Origin of the sequence: Methanobrevibacter sp. (assembly GCF_017409525.1) — an archaeon.
Taxonomy (GTDB): domain Archaea; phylum Methanobacteriota; class Methanobacteria; order Methanobacteriales; family Methanobacteriaceae; genus Methanocatella.
In genome coordinates this window covers 207,728-227,390 of the sequence record NZ_JAFQSO010000012.1, presented here as the reverse complement: position 1 = coordinate 227,390, position 19,663 = coordinate 207,728, and the positions used below count along the sequence as shown (strand labels likewise).

Genomic DNA, 19,663 nt, shown 5'->3' with positions numbered 1-19,663 from the left:
AAACCATGAAAAAGCTCGCAATTTTTGATTTTGATGGAACATTGTTCGATTCCATATGTGATGTAGTAATCTGTTTTAACAGGGTTTTGGAAATCTATGGATTTCCCACCATGACGCGCGAGGAATACATTCCATGCTTGGGCGGAAACATCGATGAGATTGTCTCATTGGTGCTGGGGGAAAACAGCACTCCCCAAAATGTAGAGGAAGTGAAGGAAACATATCTTGATTTTTACAATTCATCTAAAAAGGATTTGACAGTTCCGTTTCCTGATTCTCTTGATCTTCTTGAAAATCTACAAGACCGAAACATATTGCTTGCCATCAACTCAAACAGATTGAACTATTCATTAAATGAGTTCGTTGAAAGGCATTTTTCAGGCATTGACTTTACAGCCATCGAAGGCCACAGTTATCCCAATCCGTCAAAGCCAAATCCCTATGGAGTCAATAGAGTTCTTGAAAAGGCCGGTGTCGATGCTGATGAAGCAATCTATATAGGGGATTCCGCAACAGACATCAAAACTGCTGAAAATGCAGGAATAGATTGCATTTTGGTAAGATGGGGATATGGAAATCAAAAGGACTTTGAAAACCCGCATGTTTTAGGTGTTGTCGATGACATGTCTGAAATAATAAAGTATTTCTAATTTCAAAACCAAATTAAATATTATGTTATTCGTACAATACCCAAAATGCTCAACTTGCCGCAAAGCAAAAAACTGGTTAGATGAACACGACATCGAATATGAATCCAGACACATTGTCGAAGACAATCCGAATGCTGGTGAAATCGAGGCCTGGTATAAAAAGTCTGACTTGCCGTTGAAAAGATTTTTCAACACTAGCGGCAAGATATATCGTGAAAACAAGTTAAAGGACAAGCTCCCAGACATGTCTGAAGAGGAACAGTTTGAAATCTTAGCAACAGATGGAATGCTTGTAAAAAGGCCAATCGTCGTTGGCGACGACTTTGTTCTGGTCGGATTCAAAGTCAAGGAATGGGAAGAAAAATTATTATAAAAAAAGGTTTTTGAGTATTGAATTGTCAAATTCAATACAAATTATTTTTTAAAACTGGATTCTGTGTCCTGTCCAGTCGTCATCGTCTTCAAAGACATCTGTCTCTTCTTTATCTTCTTTTGACTGTGAGTTGTTGGACACCACAATTCTGGAGATGTTTGAGTAATTCCAGTATATTACATCCCCATTTTCGCAGGTTTCCTTGATGTGGTCCTCTCTGAACTCTATTAGGGTGTCTTCTTCCTTGTAGAAATCTCCATAATTGTCATTTGAATATACTATCTGGAAGAAGTCAAAATCTTTTTTGCTCACTTCGTGGATTAGACCCTTGATTATGCTCGGATAGCTGAAAGATCTTTGGTTGTATTTAATTTCCATATCATGTCACCTTTTTAATTCTTATAAATAGTTTGTATCATATTTAGATAAATAGTTTACTAATATTAAAAAAAGGTGAGATAGCAGGAATTTTTTTGATTTACCTTTTTTTTGTAGGAAAATGGGTTATTTGAGTTCGAATTTGGAGGTAATGCGCAATGCATATCAAAAAATTCCTTTTTTGAAATCCAATGAATATATGGAGGAAATAATCCTATGGTGGTTCATTAGGCATGATGCAAAGTCAATTCTATTGATGTTGTTTCTAACAGAACTTAAAGAATATTTATTGATTTCATATTCAAGACATCCTGCGTTATGTTTAGAAAAACTACTCATTTTCATTCAGTTTAACTGTGCTATCTCCTCAAAGTTGAAAGCCATGGGTGTAGCTTTCAATAACAACTTATAATGATGGCATATAAATGCTTTTTGTAACCATTCACTCACCAAAAAACGAAAGGTTTATATACTTTAAAAACAAGTCATTATAGCCTATCGATTTTTAGGAGGATGCCATCATGGAAACTAATAAATATATTAAATCATGCCCTATAGAATTAGTTGTCAAATTAATCAATAAGAAATGGGTAATTCAGATCATACGTGATTTATTCTTTGGTAAATCCCGTTTTCATGAATTTAAGGAAGATAAACCTGAACTTTCAAACAAGGTCTTAAGCAACTGCCTGAAAGATATGGAGAAAAACGGTTTGATTCATCGTATTGCCGATCGGTATGACAGGAAAAATGTAAGATACAAATTGACTGAAAAGGGAAAATCCCTAAACAGGATACTGTATGAAATAGCTATGGTGGGGGTCAATGAGGAAACCTACTCAGATAAGATTAAAAATGATGTGAAAGCTGAATTTAGGCAAGCATTGTTATGATAACTTTAATGATATGGCTGATGAAGCCATATTATACCTACTTTTTTTAATTTTCATCAATAACTTTAAAAAACAAAAAAATCAAAATTAAAAGTGTATAAAATATTTAGGGGACAAAAATTGTTAGATATTAAATTGTTCAGAGAAAATCCAGAATTAATCATTGACTCTGAAAAGAAAAGATTTAGAGACACAGAAAATGTTGAAAAGGTAATCGAGTATGACACCTTATGGAGAGAAGGTGAAAGAAAACTGAATTCTTTAAGGTCTGAAAAAAACAAATTGTCCAAATCATTTAAAAAAGCAAAAGAAGAAGGCAATTTGGACGAGGTAATCAAAAGGTCTAAAGAAGTGGCAGCCGAAATCAAGGAATTGACTGCTAAAAATGCTGAATATTTAAAACTCAGAGAGGATTACAGATACAAGGTAGGAAACATAATCGATGAGGACGTTCCTATTTCCGACACTGAAGATGACAATGTGGTCGTGAGGACCTACGGCGAAATCCCTGAGCATGATTTTGAACTTTTAAACCATGTTGATTTGATAAACAAGATTGACGGAGCCGACCTTGAAACTGCGGCAAGCATTGCAGGGGCTCGCTTTTACTACCTGAAAAGAGACATCCTGCACCTTAATCTGGCCCTGATTCAATTTGCGCTTTCCGAACTTGAAGCTGAAGGATACATCCCAATGCAGACACCGTTCTTTGTAAAGGGGGAAGTTGCAGCGGAAACTTCAGAGCTTGGTGAATTTGAAGAGACCTTATACAAGGTGGAAAACGAGGACATGTACCTTATTGCAACTGCAGAACAGACCCTGGCCGCTCTTCACAGGGATGAAATCATATCACCTGACGATTTGCCTTTAAGATACTGCGCACTTTCAACCTGCTTTAGAAAAGAGGCAGGCTCACATGGAAAGGACACCCTAGGAATATTCAGGGTCCATCAGTTTGAAAAGATAGAGCAGTTCATCTACTCAACCCCTGAGGATTCAAGAAATCAGCATGATCACCTGATGGAAGTGACCGAGAGAATCTATCAGAAATTGGGCCTTCCATATCAGATAATAGCTATCGTGTCATCAGCCCTTAACGATAATGCTTCCATCAAATACGACCTTGAAGCATGGTTCCCAGGCTCAGGAGCATTCAGGGAATTGGTTTCATGCACTAACTGTAAGGATTATCAGGCTAGAAAAACCAAGACACGTGTCGGAAGGGCAGGCTCTGGAGATGCCCAAATCCTGCACACCCTAAACAGTACAGCCATTGCAACCGAAAGGACAATGTGCTGCATTCTGGAAAACTATCAGCAGGCTGACGGCAGCGTTAAGATTCCTGAAGTGTTGGTCCCTTACATGAATGGAAAAACAAAAATAGAAGCTAAAAAATAATTCATATTATTTTTTAACTTTTTTCATTACTTAAAATTCTATGTGAAATGCAAGACTGCCGATTTCACTTATCTTATATTCTATTGATGAGTTAGTGCGGCAAAATAACAATACTTTTTCTGTTTTTAATTTCAAAACCATCCCTGATTGTTAATACTGATTTTATTCAATGATAAATAAAAGAATAGAAATTTCATTGAGTTAAAAAAATAAAAAATGGTAATGGTGTGGTCAATAATTGTTTAAAATCTGGTTATATCGTCCCATGTTTTTCCCGGTTTCTTCTTGCCCTTGAACATGTCCAGGTCCACGGACTTGTTCTTGAATGAAACGATGATTGTACATATCGCATCTCCAGTCACGTTCACGGCAGTCCTGAACATGTCCAGAATATGGTCTATTCCCATTATGATTCCGATGGCATCCACAGGCAGGCCTACGGAATTGAACACCATGTTCAATGTGATCAATCCTACTGAAGGAACTCCTGCGGTTCCGATTGAAGCCATTACTGCAGTGAATATCACTGTAATGAGCGCTGTTGTTCCCAGATCCATACCGTATGCCTGGGCTGCAAACATCACGGCACAGCCCTGCATGATTGCTGTTCCATCCATGTTGATGGTGGCCCCTAGTGGGATTGTAAATGATGAGACCTCACGTGAAACACCAAGCTCTGAAAGTTTCTCTATGTTCAGAGGGATTGTCGCATTCGATGTTGATGATGAAAATGCGAAAAACATTACTGAGAAGAACTTCTTGAAGAATCTGATTGGATTTAATCTTGTCAAGATAACAAGCAGGGATGGATAGACGACAAAAGCCTGTATGGCCAGACCTATAAGCACGCAGATTACATATTTGCTTAAAGGCAGTATTCCTTCAAATCCGAGTGAGGCAAATGTTTTCGCCATCAGACAGAATATTCCAATAGGCGCAAATTTCATGACGATACGTGTCATCTCCATCATGATCTTGTTTGCTTGGGTGAAGAAGTCATTAACCACATTTGTTTCATCCCTTAACTTGGCCAATATTATTCCAACAAGCAATCCGAATATGATGACCGCCAGCATTTCCCCATTGGCAAGGGAGCTAAACGGATTGTCCGGAATCATGCTTAAAACGGTGTCTGTCAGGGTCACGTTTGTTGTGACATTGGTATGTGCAAGGCCAACCATGTTCAAGCCGACACCTGGCTTTATCAAGCCTGCTATCAAAAGAGCAATTGTAACTGCCAATGCAGTTGTGACGAGGTATATCAGTATTGCCCGTCCTCCGATTGCACCGATTTTCTTAATGTCGGAAATTGAAGCCACTCCAACGACTATCGAGAAGAAAACGAGAGGCACAACAAGCATTTTCATTAGCTTAATAAATCCGGTTCCCCCTAATGTGAAGACATTATCAATGAGTATCACATTTTTAATAAATGGGTCGTTAACATAAAAATTCAATATTAGGCCTACAATTAAACCTAAAATCATTCCGATTAGCATCCAGTTACCCAGACTTATTTCCTTTAATCTTGAAATCATTCTTTTACTCCATTAGTTATCATATAATTTATATAAGATTTTTTAATTTAATAAATTTTTCAAGATAAAAATTGAAATGTTTTGATAAGAGCTGTTTTTCATCAATTATTTATTTATCCTTGACAAAAAGTTAATTAGTTGGTGTTAATGTGAAGGCAATTGTGATTAATGCAAGTCCAAGAAAGAAATGGAATACTGCTGAGGTTATGCAATCAGCTCAAAAGGGTGCTGAATCAGTCGGTGCCGAAACTGAATATATAAACTTATGCGACTTGGTCTTTAAGGGTTGCAGAAGTTGTCTTGTCTGCAAAATGAAAGACAAAACCAAAGGAAAATGTTATTGGAGGGATGACCTGACTCCTGTGATTGAAAAGATATTGGATGCCGATGCATTGCTTATCGGTTCGCCAATATACTTTGGAGAGCCTACAAGCGAGTTCAGGGCATTGCTTGAGAGACTTATTTTCTGCGTGATGTCTTATGATGATGGGTCCAGCTATTTCACAGGCAAGGTCAATGTTGGGCTGTTCTATACCATGAACGCTCCAAGAAAGTTCTATGAGGAGTCCATGAAGGACAATCTATCAAGCATTGAGTTTCTGTTCTCCTACCTGAATGGCGAGATAAAGTCTTATCCTGTCTGCGACACTCTGCAGGTTGGAGATTATTCAAAATACAACATGGCCGGTTTTTCACAGGAACTCAAGGAAAAGCAGCTCGTGCTCCAATATCCAAAAGACATTGAAGAAGTTTTCAAGATCAGTGCAGAGTTATGCAAGTAGCTTTCTGATTGAAAGACGGTTATGACATTATTTTTTTGAAATTTTTGAGTATACATTTTTTAAAAATGAATACATTTATATACTACCTCAGCACAATATTTAATTGTATACAAAAATCAAATTTGTAATACAATTAATGGGGTGAAAAAATGTCAAACCAAAAAAGAACAGAAAACCCAAGAAAATTCGTATTCGGAAACGAAAGGTTCGGAGGGTCATACACTCCAGGTGAATTCGAGTTCAATTTCCCTGAAGACATGTCCCGTGAAGAATTTGAAAAAATGTTTTCAAGAAGGATGAATGCCCTACACAGGAGAGGCAATGATTTTGCAGAGGAATTCTTTGACTTCGACAAGAAATCCAAAAAGGAAAAGCTCAAGCCATTGAGCATACGCGTAAAATCACACACCAAGGAATTCTTCAAGAATCATTCCATATTGTCTCCAAGGGATGTCCTTGAGATGTATGAAAACTTCAACAACGGATCCGAAGCTTTCATCAACTCCCTTATAGAGGATGAAAAAAATCTGCAAAAGGAGCTTGATGATGTTCAGGAAAGGTTGCACAATGCAAAGCTCTTCAAGGAAAAGTTAGGTGAAATGGAACCTAAAATGGATGTTTTAACAGACCAGGATAAGATCCTGAAATTAAAGCAGGAATATGAATCCTCTGAAATCAAGGCAATTGGAAATGAAACTTCAATCGGAAAGGCTAAAAATAATATTATAAGGGATATTCAGATATACAATACATTGATAATTCGCGTCTATTCAGATGAAGTATTGTCTATCGGAGTCTACACCAATGCAGAACCGATTGTTTACTACTTTAAAAATGAATATTCAAGAGAGGATATCTCAGAGATTCTAAAAGAAATCGAAGAGTTCTGTAGTGAAAACGAGATTCAATTCCAGGCTATTGATTCATCTATCTTTGGGGATTAGGTTCATTTTGTTTAGAACCTGTAAAATCTATTTAAACTTTGTGGAAGTGTGCAAAAGCACATTTTCGCACTTCAACTATTTTTATTAAAAACTAAAATCATAATACTAATTACATGTTTGAGTTTGCTGATTTGACGATATCCAAGCCAAAATGGCAACTTGGACATGTGGATTTTCTCGTAGGAATTGTGAGATAATCATGTTATGTCAAATTTGGAATTAGTATGTTGATTTGATTGTTAAGGTCAAGGTGTGCGGAACTTGCCACCTTACTCAAAATATTGTATGAATTTTGTGCAAGTTTTTTTATTACCCAATCATTTTTTATAATTGCATTAGATTAACATTATTGCTAATCAGTTTATTATGTGTGAAGTCATTTCTATTATAAACACAATTCCTATTCATTTAACAATATCAACACCAATCCCTACCCAAATGCTCCTGCTTCCTGCTAATCTGGCGAATGCAAGGTCTTTCATGGTTGCATTCATGATTGCAAGTATATGTGACAACATATTTTACAATAAAAAATGGTAATAACGTACACTTTTGTACATTCACCCACAAAAAAGTACATCAATCAAAACTGTCACCCTATGCACTTTAGGCCAAGTGTGTAGTAACTACACATTGGGGATTTAGAGCATGCTTGCGGAGTTGCATAGTGTCTTGCATAGATTGGAGAATTGGGAATTATTAACATGCTTCAAGTGCCACATATATTGAAAGTTGGCGCTGTTAAAATTGATTGAAGTTGTTGCTTTTCACTATGGTGATATCTAACCTTCAGATTATTGCGGCGTTGATTCCAGAAGAGTTAGTTGCATAATTTCGTATATATCAAATTATTCCAGTTCCGCTTTTATTTCCTCTAATCTGCAAAGCAAGTTATAGTATGTGCCATCTTCTACGCAATCCTCATACCATCCACCACCAGAATGGCGTTCAGCCCTATGTATTAATGTAAAAATAGTTATTATTTCCAGGAAATCTAACTTTTCTTTAGAGAGATCTTCAACATATCGTTTTCCATATTTTTCTTTGATTTCAGTCATATTGTCAATATAATTCACATCCACCATTTCATACATATATAACAACATTGTAAAATCATGAGGATCAAAGAGTTCTCGATTTTCAAGCATTGGTTTGTACTGCAAATAAAAATCTATAATGTCCAACATCTCTTCCTTGGTAAAATCAGTTCTGCGTGTTTTTGGAAATTTCCAATCAGGATTCTCTTTTACTTTTCTCATATCTATAAATTGAACTTATCAACAAATAATCTTATTGAATTCGGCCTTTGTTAAAATGATAGTTTCCTAATCACATCCAACCTAACGATACAAGACCTTCAGTATCTGCAACATCAACTAACGATGCAATGAAAAAAAGCAGGTCCGTACATATGCAGGGAGGTAATTGCGGAATTTTGGAGGTTCTTGCGGGCTCGCATAAAAAAAATTAACATCCAACATATGCAACTAATGGCCTGAGCAAATACATTCAAAGTTGAGAAGTTATAATATACAAGAATGTTTAAGCATTTTGGGTCAAGCGCAGGTACGAAATGAATAAAAAAAGCAAGTTCGTACAAGGAATGCAATTGTGATGAAATTAACATTAAAGTTGGAAATCTGCTATTCAAAACTTGTATTATGGAACTCGTGCATATATTATGGTTTAAAATCAGATTTGATTTCCAATATCTTGGTCGTTAAGGTTAATATTGATTCATTAAATCAAATCTAAAAAAAGTAGCTATTGTTTTTTATCAACAGTATCTTAAAGGAAACCAATAGAAAATAAAAAATAGAAAAAAAGTAGATAAAAATCATCTACTTTTTAACTTTAACAGTTGTTTTTATTGTGTCTTTTTTGTATGTTACTTTGACAGTGTATGTTTTACCTTTTTTGAGCTTTTTGATGACATTTTTGCCTAATGTCTTTTGTGCAACTCCTTTGGCATTGGTTTTGACAGTGTAGGTTTTACCATTCAATTTGAATTTGATGGTTTTGCCTTTCTGTAGTTTGCCGTTGATTTTAAGGGTTGCTTTCAAGGTAAATTTCTTGGCTGTCTTTTTGATAGTGACTTTGCTTGCTGTGAGGACTTGCTTTACAGTAACGGTGTTTTTGACTGATTTTCCGTTGTATGTGGTTGTCATGGTGTACTTTTTAGGAACATCAGTTATTTTGATTTTAGCTATACCGTTAGCATCAGTTTGCACTGGTGTGGTTTTTCCGTTGATTGTGAACTTGACAGCGGCACCCACAACGGCGTGGCCATCGCCAGTCGCTACATTGACGCTGAAGTAGGACTCCCCTCCGTAGTCAACTGAAATGTCACGATTGTTGATGATTTTGCTTGTGTCATTGACTGTAAAGACCTTTAGGCAGGCAATACATTCATCTTTATACATGTCGTTCCATTTGCCTCCGTAATATAGGAAGGAGAGATTTTCACCATAATGCGTTTTGGAATATTTCAAATTCACAACAGGCACTGCGTTTGAAGTAATGACTGCCTTGAACACATCCCCTTTTTTAACTGAAACATATTCGTTCAGCTTGATGGTATGGAATCCGTAAAATGGGGACACTCCATTCTGGATCAATTTCAACTCTTCGTTTACATATATCTCCACAGTGTAATTTACACCGCTTTGATTGAAGTAGGTTCCCACACCTGCAATCAAATCATCATCAGCCGCTTCAAACTGATTGGCATAAATCATGGTGCCATTGACTCCATATTGCTCAGTGTAATCTACAAACTGGCCTGACCATGAGAAGTCGTGTTGGTAATTCTTGGTGTAGGCCACATCATTTTCAAGTATTACTGCAGCGGCATGACTGAAAACATTCGAATCTCCTAAAAATGACTTGTCATAATATGAAATGTAAAAGAACCCTTCTTCACCCCAACCGGTTCCCCAGCTGTTCTTGACTATCCATGCCCCATCGCCCTCAGGCTTAATGAGGAAATTGTCTGCAGAAAAATCATCATCCCATCCGACTACTGAGATTTCATGGTTTGAAGTTAAGCTTTCATTGACATAATTTGCGAAAGTTTTAGGATTGTAGTATGGCTTATATGGATTCACATGATAACCTGCAACCAATGCACCGTATTTAAGGATTGCCTCTTTCATTTTGGAAGTTCCTGGCTCATCATTAGGAACCAAAATCATGTCCTGAATGTGGATGATATCCGAACTCGGCAGGAACTGTGAAAGCTTTCCGACCTCATCATAAGGGTCATTCTCTTCAAAAACAGGGCCAAACCAGTCCACAATATATGAAATGGACATTACATTATTTCCTCCTTCCTCGGCTAGTTTAAAGCCATTAGGAGAATATTTCAACATGGTATGAATCAGGTTTGATTCTGAAAGGTTAAGGCTCACCCCATATTTCTTCAACATTGCGGATTCCACTGCATTCATCGCTGCGAATGTCCAGCAGGCACCCAAATGTCCCTGATGCTTGACGGGAGTTACCCATCCCCAATCTCGCAAATCGAAGCGGGATGGAAGAGTTTCAACGTTTATGATATTGTCAAGGGATATCCACTCCTGTGCAACGGAATCGATGAATGTCTGATATGAGTAGGTCTGATTGGTGATAACGCTGTCATCGCCGTAATCATTGCCATCCAAATTGACTTCATCACCATCAAAATCAGTGTATATCGCATTGGTGTTGTTGGCGAATGTGCAGTTTGTGATGTTATATTTCGAATCGCAGGCATACACTGCATTTCCAAGATATGCGGAGTTGTTTATGAAACTGGAATTGGCCAGTTCTATGGTGCCTATGTCACAGTATATTGCGCCGCCATAGGCTGTATAATCCTCGGATAGGGATGCCGCATTGGAATTGAATGTACAATTGTAGATGCTGCTTTTGGCGAATGAAAGATAAACTGCCCCTCCATTATAGGATGCCCTGCAGTTTGTGAAATCTGAATTGTTCATGAACAGTTTACCGCACAATTGAACATATGCTCCGCCAATCATGGCCGATGAATTGACAAAGCTGCAATCAAGAATTGTGACATTGCAATCCTCGACTTCATAATCCATCATTATGGCCCCCGCATTTTTGGAGGATTTGGTGTTGATGAACTTGCAATCCCTCATGTAAAGGTTGCCTTTCCCTTTCAAGCCAAATGCTCCTGCAGACATCTCGGCGCTTAAATTGATGAATCTTGAATTGGTTATTACAATATCTTCGCATTTTTCGAAGGATATGGCAGGGGAATAGATGGCGGATATGTTTATGAAGTTAGCCCCATCGATAGTGGCTGAGGAATCCTTTACCCAAATCTGACCGTATTTGTTAGATATGGATGATGTGAAGTTGGTGTTTTTGACATTCAACTCCCCATTCTGGATGAAAATGGCCGAACCCGATTCTGCGTGATTGTCAATGAACCGGGAATCATAGCAGTTGATCTTTCCGCCATGATTTGCTATGGCTCCACCCTTATATGTAATATGGTCACTGAGGAATGTCATGTTATTGGTGATGAATGTGACATTTCTCAAGGTCACCTCACCGGTGGAGTCTATGATTCCTCCAGTTTCGGATTTTCCGTTCTTAAAAATCAGATTGTTAATTGTTACATTGTTTCCAGTTATGTTGAATATTCCTGATTGTTTGTTTCCATCAATTACATGGTTGTTTCCGTTTATTGTAAAATCGCTTTTGCTGATTTCAACATATCCCTTATCGCTTTCGCTGTTGAAGGCATAGTCCTGATTTAAATCTAAAGACGTACCTGTGTTTTCTATTTCATCAGTCAAGTTACTGAATGAACTTTCTTTTATCGTATAAACATCATTGTCCGTAATTTCTAAAGGAGTATCATCCGCATCCGAGATGATATCCTCAGAAATGGTGTCGGTTGCACTAACCGCACCCACCATAAGAATAGCCAGCATTAAACCCGCTATAAACATGTATTTAAACTTCATAATATGATATATGTAATATACTGTATATATAATTAATAATTATGGAAACATAACCTACATTAACCATCAGCTATTCAAAACTAACTTTCTGAAACCTTTGCATATATATCCCAATCCAAAATCTAAATCCAAAACCAAAAACGGTGACTGTTAAGGTCAATCAAATATGGCTTGGCTGATAATTTGATTTTTTCTTCAATGGTGATTGATGGTTTGTATCATATTGGTTATTCTATTTCTTTTTTCAAATTGTTAGCCAAGTCATTAAAACAAAAAATAAAAAAATAGAGAGCAATCGTTAGTGGAATAAGAATAGGGTTGCTCCTTGGATTATTAAAACGATTCCAATAACTATTGCAATGTATATCGGTTGGCTTGCAGTAAATATTGCAAGAGCTATGGTAATTATTCCCATTATTAAAACAAAAATTGATGTGAAATTGGTTATTGAATCCATTCTTGCCAGTAATCCTGATATTCCAAATACAATCATTATCAATCCTACAAGATAGAATTCAATTGCCACAAGGAAAGACAGTGCATCGATATAGAATATAAACAGGAATCCGAAAATAATTGAAATAAGTCCAATAATAAGGGAAACCTTATAGAAGTTTTTAAAATAGGACTTCATGTTGATGCCCATGAATACTGAGGAAATACCGAAGAGTAATAAAGACAAACCAACAATTGTTGAAATCAAGCTCTCAAAAAATATCGGGAATATTATGCAGATTAATCCTAAAATAATCATTAGTATTCCGAAACCTTTATTGATGTTCATGATTGTCACCTCCGTTAAGCTAAGCTAATTTTATATATAAATAAATTATTATTTATAATTATGTCAGATTTTGAAGAGATTATAAACACAAGAAGAAGCATTCGTGAATATTCGAATAGGGAAGTTAGTGATGGAGATGTTCTAAAGATTATAAGGGCAGGAATGCAGGCTCCAGGTTCAAGATTGGGTGCTGAGCCATGGGAATTCATCGTAATAAAAAACAGCAAAACACTGGATAAACTTGCCGAAATCAAACCCAGATTGTCCACAGCTCCATTGGCCATTGTATTGATAGCAAACATTGAAAGGGCATTTTTCAAGGCCGTATGGCAACAGGATATGGGTGCCGCAGCAGAGAACATGCTGCTTGAAGCGGTAAACTTGGGTTTAGGAGGACTTTGGAATGGGGTGGCGCCCGATGAGGAGAGGATGGCAAAGATAGCTGAAATTGTTGGAATCTCAGATATCACCAATCTGAAACCATACTGCATAATTACAGTCGGCTATCCCGCAGAAGGTTGGGAAAACAAGTTCATGGACAAATTTGATGAAAGCAGGATTCACTATGAAAAATACTAGATTTGACTTTGAAAGCGTAATCGAGCGGAAAGGAACAAACTCCTTAAAATGGGATTTGTTCGGAGATGATGTTCCGATGTGGGTTGCAGATATGGACTTCAAGGTGGCTCCAGCAATACAGGAGGCAATTCAAAAAAGGGTTTCACATCCGATATATGGATATACCATAGTGCCCGATGAACTGTTTGAATCATACATCAGCTGGTGGGATAGAAGATATGGCTTTAAAATGTCAAAAGAGAACATGCTCTACTCAACAGGAGTGATGCCTTCGATATCCTCAATGATTAGGTGCTTGACTGATGAGGGCGATGAAATCCTAATCCAATCACCAGTATATCATGTATTTTTCTATGTGATTGAAGACAACAATCGCAAAGTTGTTGAAAATCAGTTAATCTATGAGAATGATGAGTATAAAATCGATTTCGATGACTTGGATGAAAAGCTATCTGAAGTCAAACTGATGATTTTGTGCAATCCTCAAAATCCCGTCGGCAGAATATGGTCAAAAGAGGATTTGGCCAAAATTGGCAAGCTTTGCAGAAAACATGATGTGGTGTTGATTTCCGATGAGATTCACTGCGATTTGACAGATCCCGATGTCAAATACAATCCCTTTGAAACATCAAGTGACTACAATAATGTCATTACCTGTTTGTCCCCTTCAAAATCATTCAATATCGCAGGCTTTCAAAGTTCTATTGTTCACACCAGAAACGAGGAACTTTTGGATATGATTAAAACTCAGATGCATGTTGACAATTCGGATTCATGCAATGTTTTTGCAACATCTGCAGTCATTGCAGCATATGATGAGTCTGAAGAGTGGCTGGAAGAGCTTAAAGAAGTTCTTTATGAAAACAAATCCATTGTCAGGGAATATCTGGCCAATGAATTGCCGATTATAAAATTGGTCGAATGCGATGCGACCTATTTGCTGTGGCTTGATTGCTCTGCTTTAGGCGTCGCATCAAATGTCTTGTCCGGATTTTTAAGGGAAAATCAGGGACTGTTCCTGTCTTCTGGAAGTGATTTTGGACAATGTGGCGACAGTTTCTTGAGAATGAACATAGCATGCCCTCAAAAGCTATTGAAAGAGGGTTTGGCAAGACTGAAAGCGGGAGTGACTGCATTAAACATTATCAATAAAGGATTGTATTAGCCAGTCGGAAATGCTGATGTCTGAATCGTACCTGATTATTTCATCTTTTCCAAACCATCTGGCCTTAAGTATCTCATCTCCGTCAACCTTAATGTCTCCTGAGTCATACTCAGCTGTAAAGGCGAGCATTAATGAGTTGGGAAATGGCCAGGATTGGCTTTTTTGGTATTTTAGGTTTTTGATCTTAATGCCCACTTCCTCTAAAACCTCGCGATGCACGGCTTCCTCAATTGACTCGCCGGGTTCGACAAAACCTGCTATCAGCGCATATCTGATATTGTCATGATAGCTGTGTTTTGCCATGAGAAGTTTATCGCCTTTTCTTATCGCCACAATAATTGCAGGAGCGATTCTTGGATAGTGCACCTGGCCGCATTCGGGGCATTTTAACATCATGTCCTTTTCATCTAGGATGGTCTTTGCAGAGCATCTTCCGCAAAACTGGTGTGAGATATACCAGTCCCTAACCAAAACTGCCTTTGCAGCCATTAGATAGATGTCATGGTCAATATCGTAAACTTCTTTTAAGTTAAAAAAAGCATCATCCTCTTTGACATTCACTACAAATGCATCTTTTTGTTTGAATTTTCCTATATAAAGCTTGAAATCAGTATTATAGTTGTTAAAGTCAGAGGGCAACGTATTATCTTCAGTTAAATACAACTCCCTTTCGTTGTTGAAAATAAAGTAGTAAGCGTCATCGCTTGAGTATGAATCGCTGAAATCAATTTCATAATCTTCATAAATGGATTTTTCTATCATGTTTAATAATCTATAATCAAGACTAATTAATTTAATGTTTTGAGATTACAGGACAGTTACTTAAAATATATAAGAAATCACATACAAATTGTATATTGGTGATTATTAATGGTATCCGAAAAAATGGAAAAAGCACTAAACGGACAATTAAACGCTGAAGTTTACTCAGGATATTTATACTTATCCATGGCAGCCTACTTTGAAGATGAAGACCTAGCAGGTTTCGCTAACTGGATGAGAGTACAAGCAGAAGAAGAATTGGAACATGGAATGAAATTCTATGATTACATCATAAGAAGAGGAGCTTCCGTAACTTTGACTGCAATTGACGGTCCTCAAACTGAATGGGACTCTCCAGTTGCAGCATTTGAACATGTGCTTGAACATGAAAAGATGGTAACCGGCCTAATCAATGATTTGGTCAATTTGGCCATTGAAGAAAAAGACCATGCAACCAACAATTTCCTACAATGGTTTGTTGAAGAACAAGTTGAAGAAGAAGAAAATGCAATGGATTTAGTTGCAAAAATAAAACTCGCCGATGGCGACAACAGATTGATTTACGAATTGAACAAGGAATTAGGTGCACGTGCACCATCCGAAGACTAGATTTTTTCTAGTCATCACTTCTTTTTTTTTTGAGTTGATTTTCATGAAATATCCTAAAGGCCCAACCGATGCCGCCCAAGTTGATTCCAAACTGTATGAAGCCAGATTACTGGGAGAAAATGATTGGGGAAGCGTGCATATTCACGGTCCTTTTGGTGATGAGACTTCAGAGATTAAAATAGCATATCTGATTGGAATGCATCCTTTGGAAAGCAAGTCTCATAGGTCATTATTCGATAAATTAACTGCAAAAGATGATTTGAAGCATTGCTACTATTTGTACAACATAAATGTCAATGATTCAAACTCACAAACCGAAGGCAGACTTGAAGGCCAGCTTTTAGCCCAGGAGTTTGTCAAGGATGATATAATCGATAAAAATTTTGATTTGTTTTTAGATATTCACTCTAATAGGGGGCCGAACGGTCCTGGAGACTATCAGATTACTAATTTTTTATTTGCACCGGGCTTTGATGAAAAGTCAACAGGTTTCATGAATCAAATTTTGGATAAATTTGAAGAGATTGTCTATTATGCGCCGGAATTCAGATCCAGCCCGCCATACATTACAGAACCGACAGCAAATGAGGGAATACCTACTTTAGTATATGAATGTTTTTCCTGTGAAGCGATGGACGTTAGCTATGATTTGGCCTTGAAGTTGGTTGAAATCGTAGATAATCTGCAATTTTAATTAAATCTATTTTTCTAATCATGAAAAGAATTATATATACTTTAAATACAAAAATTAATTGTTTATAATTTATATATGGATGTGAAAAAATGATTATTAAAGCACCTTCTAGAATACATATGTCCCTAATTGACTTGAATGGGTCATATAGGAGAGTTGATGGTGGTATTGGTTTAGCATTGGCTGACCCACAATTTATATTGGAATCAGAGCAAATTGAAAGTGGAATCGAACTTGAATTTGCCGACACTGTTACAGATGAAGAAGCTATTGGGGAATGCAGGGAAAAAATTCCCGATGCGGCTAAAAAAACCATAGATTATTTCGACATTGATGCAGGTTTTAAATTTATTGTTCATCAGACTTATCCTCCTCATTCAGGATTCGGAAGCGGAACCCAAATTGCAGTTTCCACTGCCCATTTGATAACAGAAACAATGGGCATTGAAGTTGAAAGTAGGGAGTTAAGTACCATTGTTGGAAGAGGAGGAACCTCTGGAATCGGAACCTATACTCATGATTTAGGCGGATTTATTGTGGATGGTGGACACAGCAAGGAAGAAAAGCCCTTGTTTTTACCTTCAGGTGCTTCAAAAGCAAAACCTGCAACATTGATTGCAAGATATGATTTTCCTGAAGAATGGAAAATATTGATAGCCATTCCTGAAATTGAAAAGCATATGGAAGGTGACGATGAAGTGGATGTCTTTCAGACTTATTGCCCTATTCCAAAAGAAGAAGTTGAACAGGTATCCCATTTAATTTTGATGAATCTTATCCCATTCATGCTTGAAAAGGATATTAAAAACTTCGGATGGGCCATAAGTGAACTTCAAAAAGTCGGATTCAACAAATTGGAACACTCACTTGATGCAAGTTACCTGCCAACCATGCAAGCTATTGAGAAATTGGGTGCATATGGAGTCGGCATATCTTCATTCGGTCCGGTTTTATACACCATATTTGATGAATCAAATGAGGAAATTGTAGAAAAAACCAAAGAGCTTCTTGGAGATAAAGGAACAGTCTTTGTTACCAAAGCTCAAAATCACGGATTTACTATTGAAAAATAGTAATTTCCCATTTTTTTATTTTTTTTTAGCAAAATTAAGATGTTTTTAATTTGACTGCTTATTTTAACTGATTTTTATTTCAAAAAAAAAAGAATGGAAAAGAAGTTATAGATTATAAACTTCTTCAGCAGGAACGATAACTATATCATTTTTCTCCAATGAGGATATCAACTCATCGATATTGTCTGCATGGAGCAATAATATGGCTTTTCCAGCTTTTTCATGTGTAAATGCATAGAGATATTCCAAATCTATTTCATTATCCTTGATAATTTTTAAAACTGTTGTAAGGCCTCCTGGTGTGTCATTCATTTCAACGCCTATGATGTCAGTAATCTTCACTAGGAAGTTATTTTCTTCAAGTGCTTCCTTTCCTTTTAAAGGATTGTCTACAACAAGTCTTAGGATACCGAATTCAGAGGTATCTGCCATGCACATTGCCCTTATGTTGACGTCAGCATCGGAAAGTATTTCCAATGGCTTTGATAGGCTTCCCATTTTGTTTTGTAAAAATATTGATAATTGTTTGATTTTCATTTTCTCACCTAATGCAAGTTCCTTTCATCGATTACTCTTTTTGCTTTTCCTTCAAATCTCGGTAGAGTCTTTGGCTCAACAAGTGTTACTTTTACTCTGATTCCGGTTTCATTTTCAATTGATTTTGCAATTTTCTGCTGTATTGCCATCATTTCCTTCACGCCGTCAAAGAAGATATCCTGTGAAGCTTCTACCTTGACTTCTATTTCATCTAAGGTTTCAGGCCTTGTAACTATAATCATATAATGAGGCTCTACATCGCCAACCTTAAGCAATGCTTTTTCGATTTGTGATGGGAAAATAGCTACTCCCTTAACCTTAATCATGTCATCGGATCTTCCGGTGATTCTGCTCATTCTTGCATGTGTTCTTCCGCATTCACATTTTTCATAGGTGAGTCTGGTCAAGTCTTTTGTTCTGAATCTTATTACTGGCATTCCTTCTCTATCTATGTTTGTCAATACCAATTCTCCAGGCTTTTCAGCACCTATTACTTTACCTGTATTCGGGTCAATGATTTCAGGATAGTAAATGTCTTCTGCAATATGCAAGCCCTTTTGCGCTTCACATTCAACGCCGACACCAGGACCCATTAACTCTGTAAGACCATAGATATTATATGCTTTACAACCGAAGATTTCTTCCACTCTTTGTCTTATCTCTTCAGTCCATCCTTCAGCTCCAAATCCGATTGCCTTGATTCCTAAGTCTTTAGGGTCAATTCCATCTTCAAGGGCAACTTCGCCGAGGTGAATCCCGTATGATGGGGTAAAGATTAGTCCTGTAGCTCCAAAATCGCTCATGATTTCAATTTGCCTTCTTGTCTGGCCTGTTGATATTGGGATGATTGCTGCACCGACCTTGTGTGATCCGTAGTGAACGCCGAATCCTCCGGTAAACATTCCGTAACCGTGTGTATTTTGGAGAATGTCATCTTCACCGATTCCCATCATGGTCAGTCCACGGGCTATTGTTTCTGCCCAGGTATCCAGATCCTTTTTTGTGTATCCTGATACTACAGGTTTTCCTGTGGTTCCGGATGAGGAGTGCAGCTCTTTGATTTCTTTGATGTCTACTGCAAACAATCCGAAAGGATAGCTTTCCCTTAAATCGTCTTTTGTAATGAATGGAAGTTTTTCTATATCCTTTAGAGTTTCTATATCCTCAGGATAAATTTCAGCTTCACTATACTTTTTGTTATAGTAAGGAATTTTATCGAATGCTCTTTTTACAGTCTCTTGAAGCTTCTTCAATTGCAGTTCTTCAAGGTCTTCCCTTGGCATTGTTTCAATCTTTTCGTTCCAAAACATATTTTGCCTCATTAAATCTTATGTTTTAATGTTTAATTTTTGATTACTATAAAATTTTCTAAAGGGATATTTTTGATTTTTTTAAATGGTTCTGGTTGTACGGTTTATCTTACATTATTGGTTAACAGTGTTATATTCATGTTAGTTTATTCCAAAGGGTTTTAAATGAAATTTTATTGATAAATCGCTTGTTTGATTTAAATTAACTTTGT

The 19,663-nt window shown here is 37.0% G+C and carries 20 protein-coding genes; 11 read left to right on the top strand and 9 right to left on the bottom strand.

Features of this window, described 5'->3' with window-relative positions; all coding sequences use genetic code 11:
- Positions 1–5 precede the first annotated feature (5 nt).
- Positions 6–650, top strand: a complete 645-nt coding sequence (locus IJE64_RS06885; protein ID WP_292783915.1) for an HAD family hydrolase — start codon at positions 6–8, stop codon at positions 648–650.
- Between the two features lie 22 nt (positions 651–672).
- Positions 673–1,023 carry an arsenate reductase family protein gene (locus IJE64_RS06880; RefSeq protein WP_292783912.1) on the top strand — a complete coding sequence of 117 codons (351 nt, stop codon included), beginning with the start codon at positions 673–675 and terminating at the stop codon, positions 1,021–1,023.
- A gap of 48 nt (positions 1,024–1,071) precedes the next feature.
- Here the strand turns inward: IJE64_RS06880 and IJE64_RS06875 are convergent, their stop codons facing one another.
- A complete protein-coding gene (locus tag IJE64_RS06875) occupies positions 1,072–1,401 on the bottom strand; it encodes a hypothetical protein (protein ID WP_292783909.1) in 330 nt (109 codons plus the stop codon).
- 165 nt (positions 1,402–1,566) lie between these two features.
- Positions 1,567–1,740 carry a hypothetical protein gene (locus tag IJE64_RS06870; RefSeq protein WP_292783907.1) on the bottom strand — a complete coding sequence of 58 codons (174 nt, stop codon included), beginning with the start codon at positions 1,738–1,740 and terminating at the stop codon, positions 1,567–1,569.
- Between the two features lie 182 nt (positions 1,741–1,922).
- On the opposite strand from IJE64_RS06870, the gene IJE64_RS06865 reads away from it, so the two are divergent.
- Positions 1,923–2,294 (top strand): helix-turn-helix domain-containing protein, encoded by a 372-nt coding sequence (locus IJE64_RS06865; RefSeq protein WP_292783904.1) that lies wholly within the window; start codon positions 1,923–1,925, stop codon positions 2,292–2,294.
- A 120-nt stretch (positions 2,295–2,414) separates the two neighbouring features.
- Entirely contained in the window at positions 2,415–3,692 is a 1,278-nt protein-coding gene (gene serS, locus IJE64_RS06860) for a serine--tRNA ligase (RefSeq protein WP_292783901.1), read from the top strand.
- A gap of 242 nt (positions 3,693–3,934) precedes the next feature.
- On the opposite strand, the gene IJE64_RS06855 is transcribed toward serS, so the two are convergent.
- Entirely contained in the window at positions 3,935–5,230 is a 1,296-nt protein-coding gene (locus IJE64_RS06855) for a dicarboxylate/amino acid:cation symporter (RefSeq protein WP_292783898.1), read from the bottom strand.
- A 149-nt stretch (positions 5,231–5,379) separates the two neighbouring features.
- Between IJE64_RS06855 and IJE64_RS06850 the strand changes: the two genes are divergently transcribed.
- Positions 5,380–6,012, top strand: a complete 633-nt coding sequence (locus IJE64_RS06850) for a flavodoxin family protein (protein WP_292783896.1) — start codon at positions 5,380–5,382, stop codon at positions 6,010–6,012.
- A gap of 149 nt (positions 6,013–6,161) precedes the next feature.
- Complete coding sequence (locus IJE64_RS06845) at positions 6,162–6,956, top strand: hypothetical protein (RefSeq protein ID WP_292783893.1); 795 nt, start codon at positions 6,162–6,164, stop codon at positions 6,954–6,956.
- Positions 6,957–7,804: 848 nt separating this feature from the next.
- Here the strand turns inward: IJE64_RS06845 and IJE64_RS06840 are convergent.
- The 3 genes from IJE64_RS06840 to IJE64_RS06830 form a co-directional block, all read right to left on the bottom strand.
- On the bottom strand, positions 7,805–8,215 hold the full coding sequence (locus tag IJE64_RS06840; RefSeq protein ID WP_292783891.1) for a hypothetical protein: 411 nt from the start codon (positions 8,213–8,215) through the stop codon (positions 7,805–7,807).
- A 582-nt stretch (positions 8,216–8,797) separates the two neighbouring features.
- Complete coding sequence (locus IJE64_RS06835; RefSeq protein WP_292783888.1) at positions 8,798–11,938, bottom strand: C1 family peptidase; 3,141 nt, start codon at positions 11,936–11,938, stop codon at positions 8,798–8,800.
- A gap of 298 nt (positions 11,939–12,236) precedes the next feature.
- Complete coding sequence (locus IJE64_RS06830; RefSeq protein WP_292783886.1) at positions 12,237–12,722, bottom strand: DUF308 domain-containing protein; 486 nt, start codon at positions 12,720–12,722, stop codon at positions 12,237–12,239.
- Positions 12,723–12,782: 60 nt separating this feature from the next.
- On the opposite strand from IJE64_RS06830, the gene IJE64_RS06825 reads away from it, so the two are divergent.
- Both IJE64_RS06825 and IJE64_RS06820 read left to right on the top strand, forming a co-directional pair.
- The gene (locus IJE64_RS06825; protein ID WP_292783883.1) at positions 12,783–13,301 is read left to right on the top strand and encodes a nitroreductase family protein; all 519 of its coding nucleotides are present in this window, start codon (positions 12,783–12,785) and stop codon (positions 13,299–13,301) included.
- Positions 13,288–14,466: a MalY/PatB family protein gene (locus IJE64_RS06820; RefSeq protein ID WP_292783879.1), complete on the top strand. Its 1,179-nt coding sequence runs from the start codon at positions 13,288–13,290 to the stop codon at positions 14,464–14,466. Before IJE64_RS06825 ends, IJE64_RS06820 begins: the two co-directional genes overlap by 14 nt.
- Here IJE64_RS06820 and nudC read toward each other — a convergent pair.
- The gene (gene nudC, locus IJE64_RS06815; protein WP_292783877.1) at positions 14,437–15,228 is read right to left on the bottom strand and encodes an NAD(+) diphosphatase; all 792 of its coding nucleotides are present in this window, start codon (positions 15,226–15,228) and stop codon (positions 14,437–14,439) included. The two genes, IJE64_RS06820 and nudC, sit on opposite strands and share 30 nt — an antisense overlap.
- Positions 15,229–15,336: 108 nt before the next feature.
- On the opposite strand from nudC, the gene IJE64_RS06810 reads away from it, so the two are divergent.
- The 3 genes from IJE64_RS06810 (at position 15,337) to IJE64_RS06800 (ending at position 17,604) form a co-directional block, all read left to right on the top strand.
- Positions 15,337–15,837: a ferritin gene (locus IJE64_RS06810; protein ID WP_292783873.1), complete on the top strand. Its 501-nt coding sequence runs from the start codon at positions 15,337–15,339 to the stop codon at positions 15,835–15,837.
- A gap of 43 nt (positions 15,838–15,880) precedes the next feature.
- Positions 15,881–16,531 carry an adhesin gene (locus IJE64_RS06805; protein ID WP_292783870.1) on the top strand — a complete coding sequence of 217 codons (651 nt, stop codon included), beginning with the start codon at positions 15,881–15,883 and terminating at the stop codon, positions 16,529–16,531.
- A gap of 89 nt (positions 16,532–16,620) precedes the next feature.
- A complete protein-coding gene (locus tag IJE64_RS06800; RefSeq protein WP_292783868.1) occupies positions 16,621–17,604 on the top strand; it encodes a beta-ribofuranosylaminobenzene 5'-phosphate synthase in 984 nt (327 codons plus the stop codon).
- 105 nt (positions 17,605–17,709) lie between these two features.
- Here the strand turns inward: IJE64_RS06800 and IJE64_RS06795 are convergent, their stop codons facing one another.
- Together IJE64_RS06795 and IJE64_RS06790 are read right to left on the bottom strand one after the other, a co-directional pair.
- The gene (locus IJE64_RS06795; protein ID WP_292783866.1) at positions 17,710–18,141 is read right to left on the bottom strand and encodes an acetolactate synthase; all 432 of its coding nucleotides are present in this window, start codon (positions 18,139–18,141) and stop codon (positions 17,710–17,712) included.
- 8 nt (positions 18,142–18,149) lie between these two features.
- Entirely contained in the window at positions 18,150–19,451 is a 1,302-nt protein-coding gene (locus IJE64_RS06790) for a phenylacetate--CoA ligase family protein (RefSeq protein WP_292783863.1), read from the bottom strand.
- Positions 19,452–19,663: the final 212 nt, after the last annotated feature.

Coding starts and splice junctions, on each gene's coding strand:
- IJE64_RS06885 (WP_292783915.1), top strand. CDS start 6: ATGAAAAAGCTCGCAATTTTTGATTTTGATGGAACATTGTTCGATTCC.
- IJE64_RS06880 (WP_292783912.1), top strand. CDS start 673: ATGTTATTCGTACAATACCCAAAATGCTCAACTTGCCGCAAAGCAAAA.
- IJE64_RS06875 (WP_292783909.1), bottom strand. CDS start 1,401: ATGGAAATTAAATACAACCAAAGATCTTTCAGCTATCCGAGCATAATC.
- IJE64_RS06870 (WP_292783907.1), bottom strand. CDS start 1,740: ATGAGTAGTTTTTCTAAACATAACGCAGGATGTCTTGAATATGAAATC.
- IJE64_RS06865 (WP_292783904.1), top strand. CDS start 1,923: ATGGAAACTAATAAATATATTAAATCATGCCCTATAGAATTAGTTGTC.
- IJE64_RS06855 (WP_292783898.1), bottom strand. CDS start 5,230: ATGATTTCAAGATTAAAGGAAATAAGTCTGGGTAACTGGATGCTAATC.
- IJE64_RS06845 (WP_292783893.1), top strand. CDS start 6,162: ATGTCAAACCAAAAAAGAACAGAAAACCCAAGAAAATTCGTATTCGGA.
- IJE64_RS06840 (WP_292783891.1), bottom strand. CDS start 8,215: ATGAGAAAAGTAAAAGAGAATCCTGATTGGAAATTTCCAAAAACACGC.
- IJE64_RS06835 (WP_292783888.1), bottom strand. CDS start 11,938: ATGAAGTTTAAATACATGTTTATAGCGGGTTTAATGCTGGCTATTCTT.
- IJE64_RS06830 (WP_292783886.1), bottom strand. CDS start 12,722: ATGAACATCAATAAAGGTTTCGGAATACTAATGATTATTTTAGGATTA.
- IJE64_RS06825 (WP_292783883.1), top strand. CDS start 12,783: ATGTCAGATTTTGAAGAGATTATAAACACAAGAAGAAGCATTCGTGAA.
- IJE64_RS06820 (WP_292783879.1), top strand. CDS start 13,288: ATGAAAAATACTAGATTTGACTTTGAAAGCGTAATCGAGCGGAAAGGA.
- nudC (WP_292783877.1), bottom strand. CDS start 15,228: ATGATAGAAAAATCCATTTATGAAGATTATGAAATTGATTTCAGCGAT.
- IJE64_RS06810 (WP_292783873.1), top strand. CDS start 15,337: ATGGTATCCGAAAAAATGGAAAAAGCACTAAACGGACAATTAAACGCT.
- IJE64_RS06805 (WP_292783870.1), top strand. CDS start 15,881: ATGAAATATCCTAAAGGCCCAACCGATGCCGCCCAAGTTGATTCCAAA.
- IJE64_RS06800 (WP_292783868.1), top strand. CDS start 16,621: ATGATTATTAAAGCACCTTCTAGAATACATATGTCCCTAATTGACTTG.
- IJE64_RS06795 (WP_292783866.1), bottom strand. CDS start 18,141: ATGAAAATCAAACAATTATCAATATTTTTACAAAACAAAATGGGAAGC.
- IJE64_RS06790 (WP_292783863.1), bottom strand. CDS start 19,451: ATGTTTTGGAACGAAAAGATTGAAACAATGCCAAGGGAAGACCTTGAA.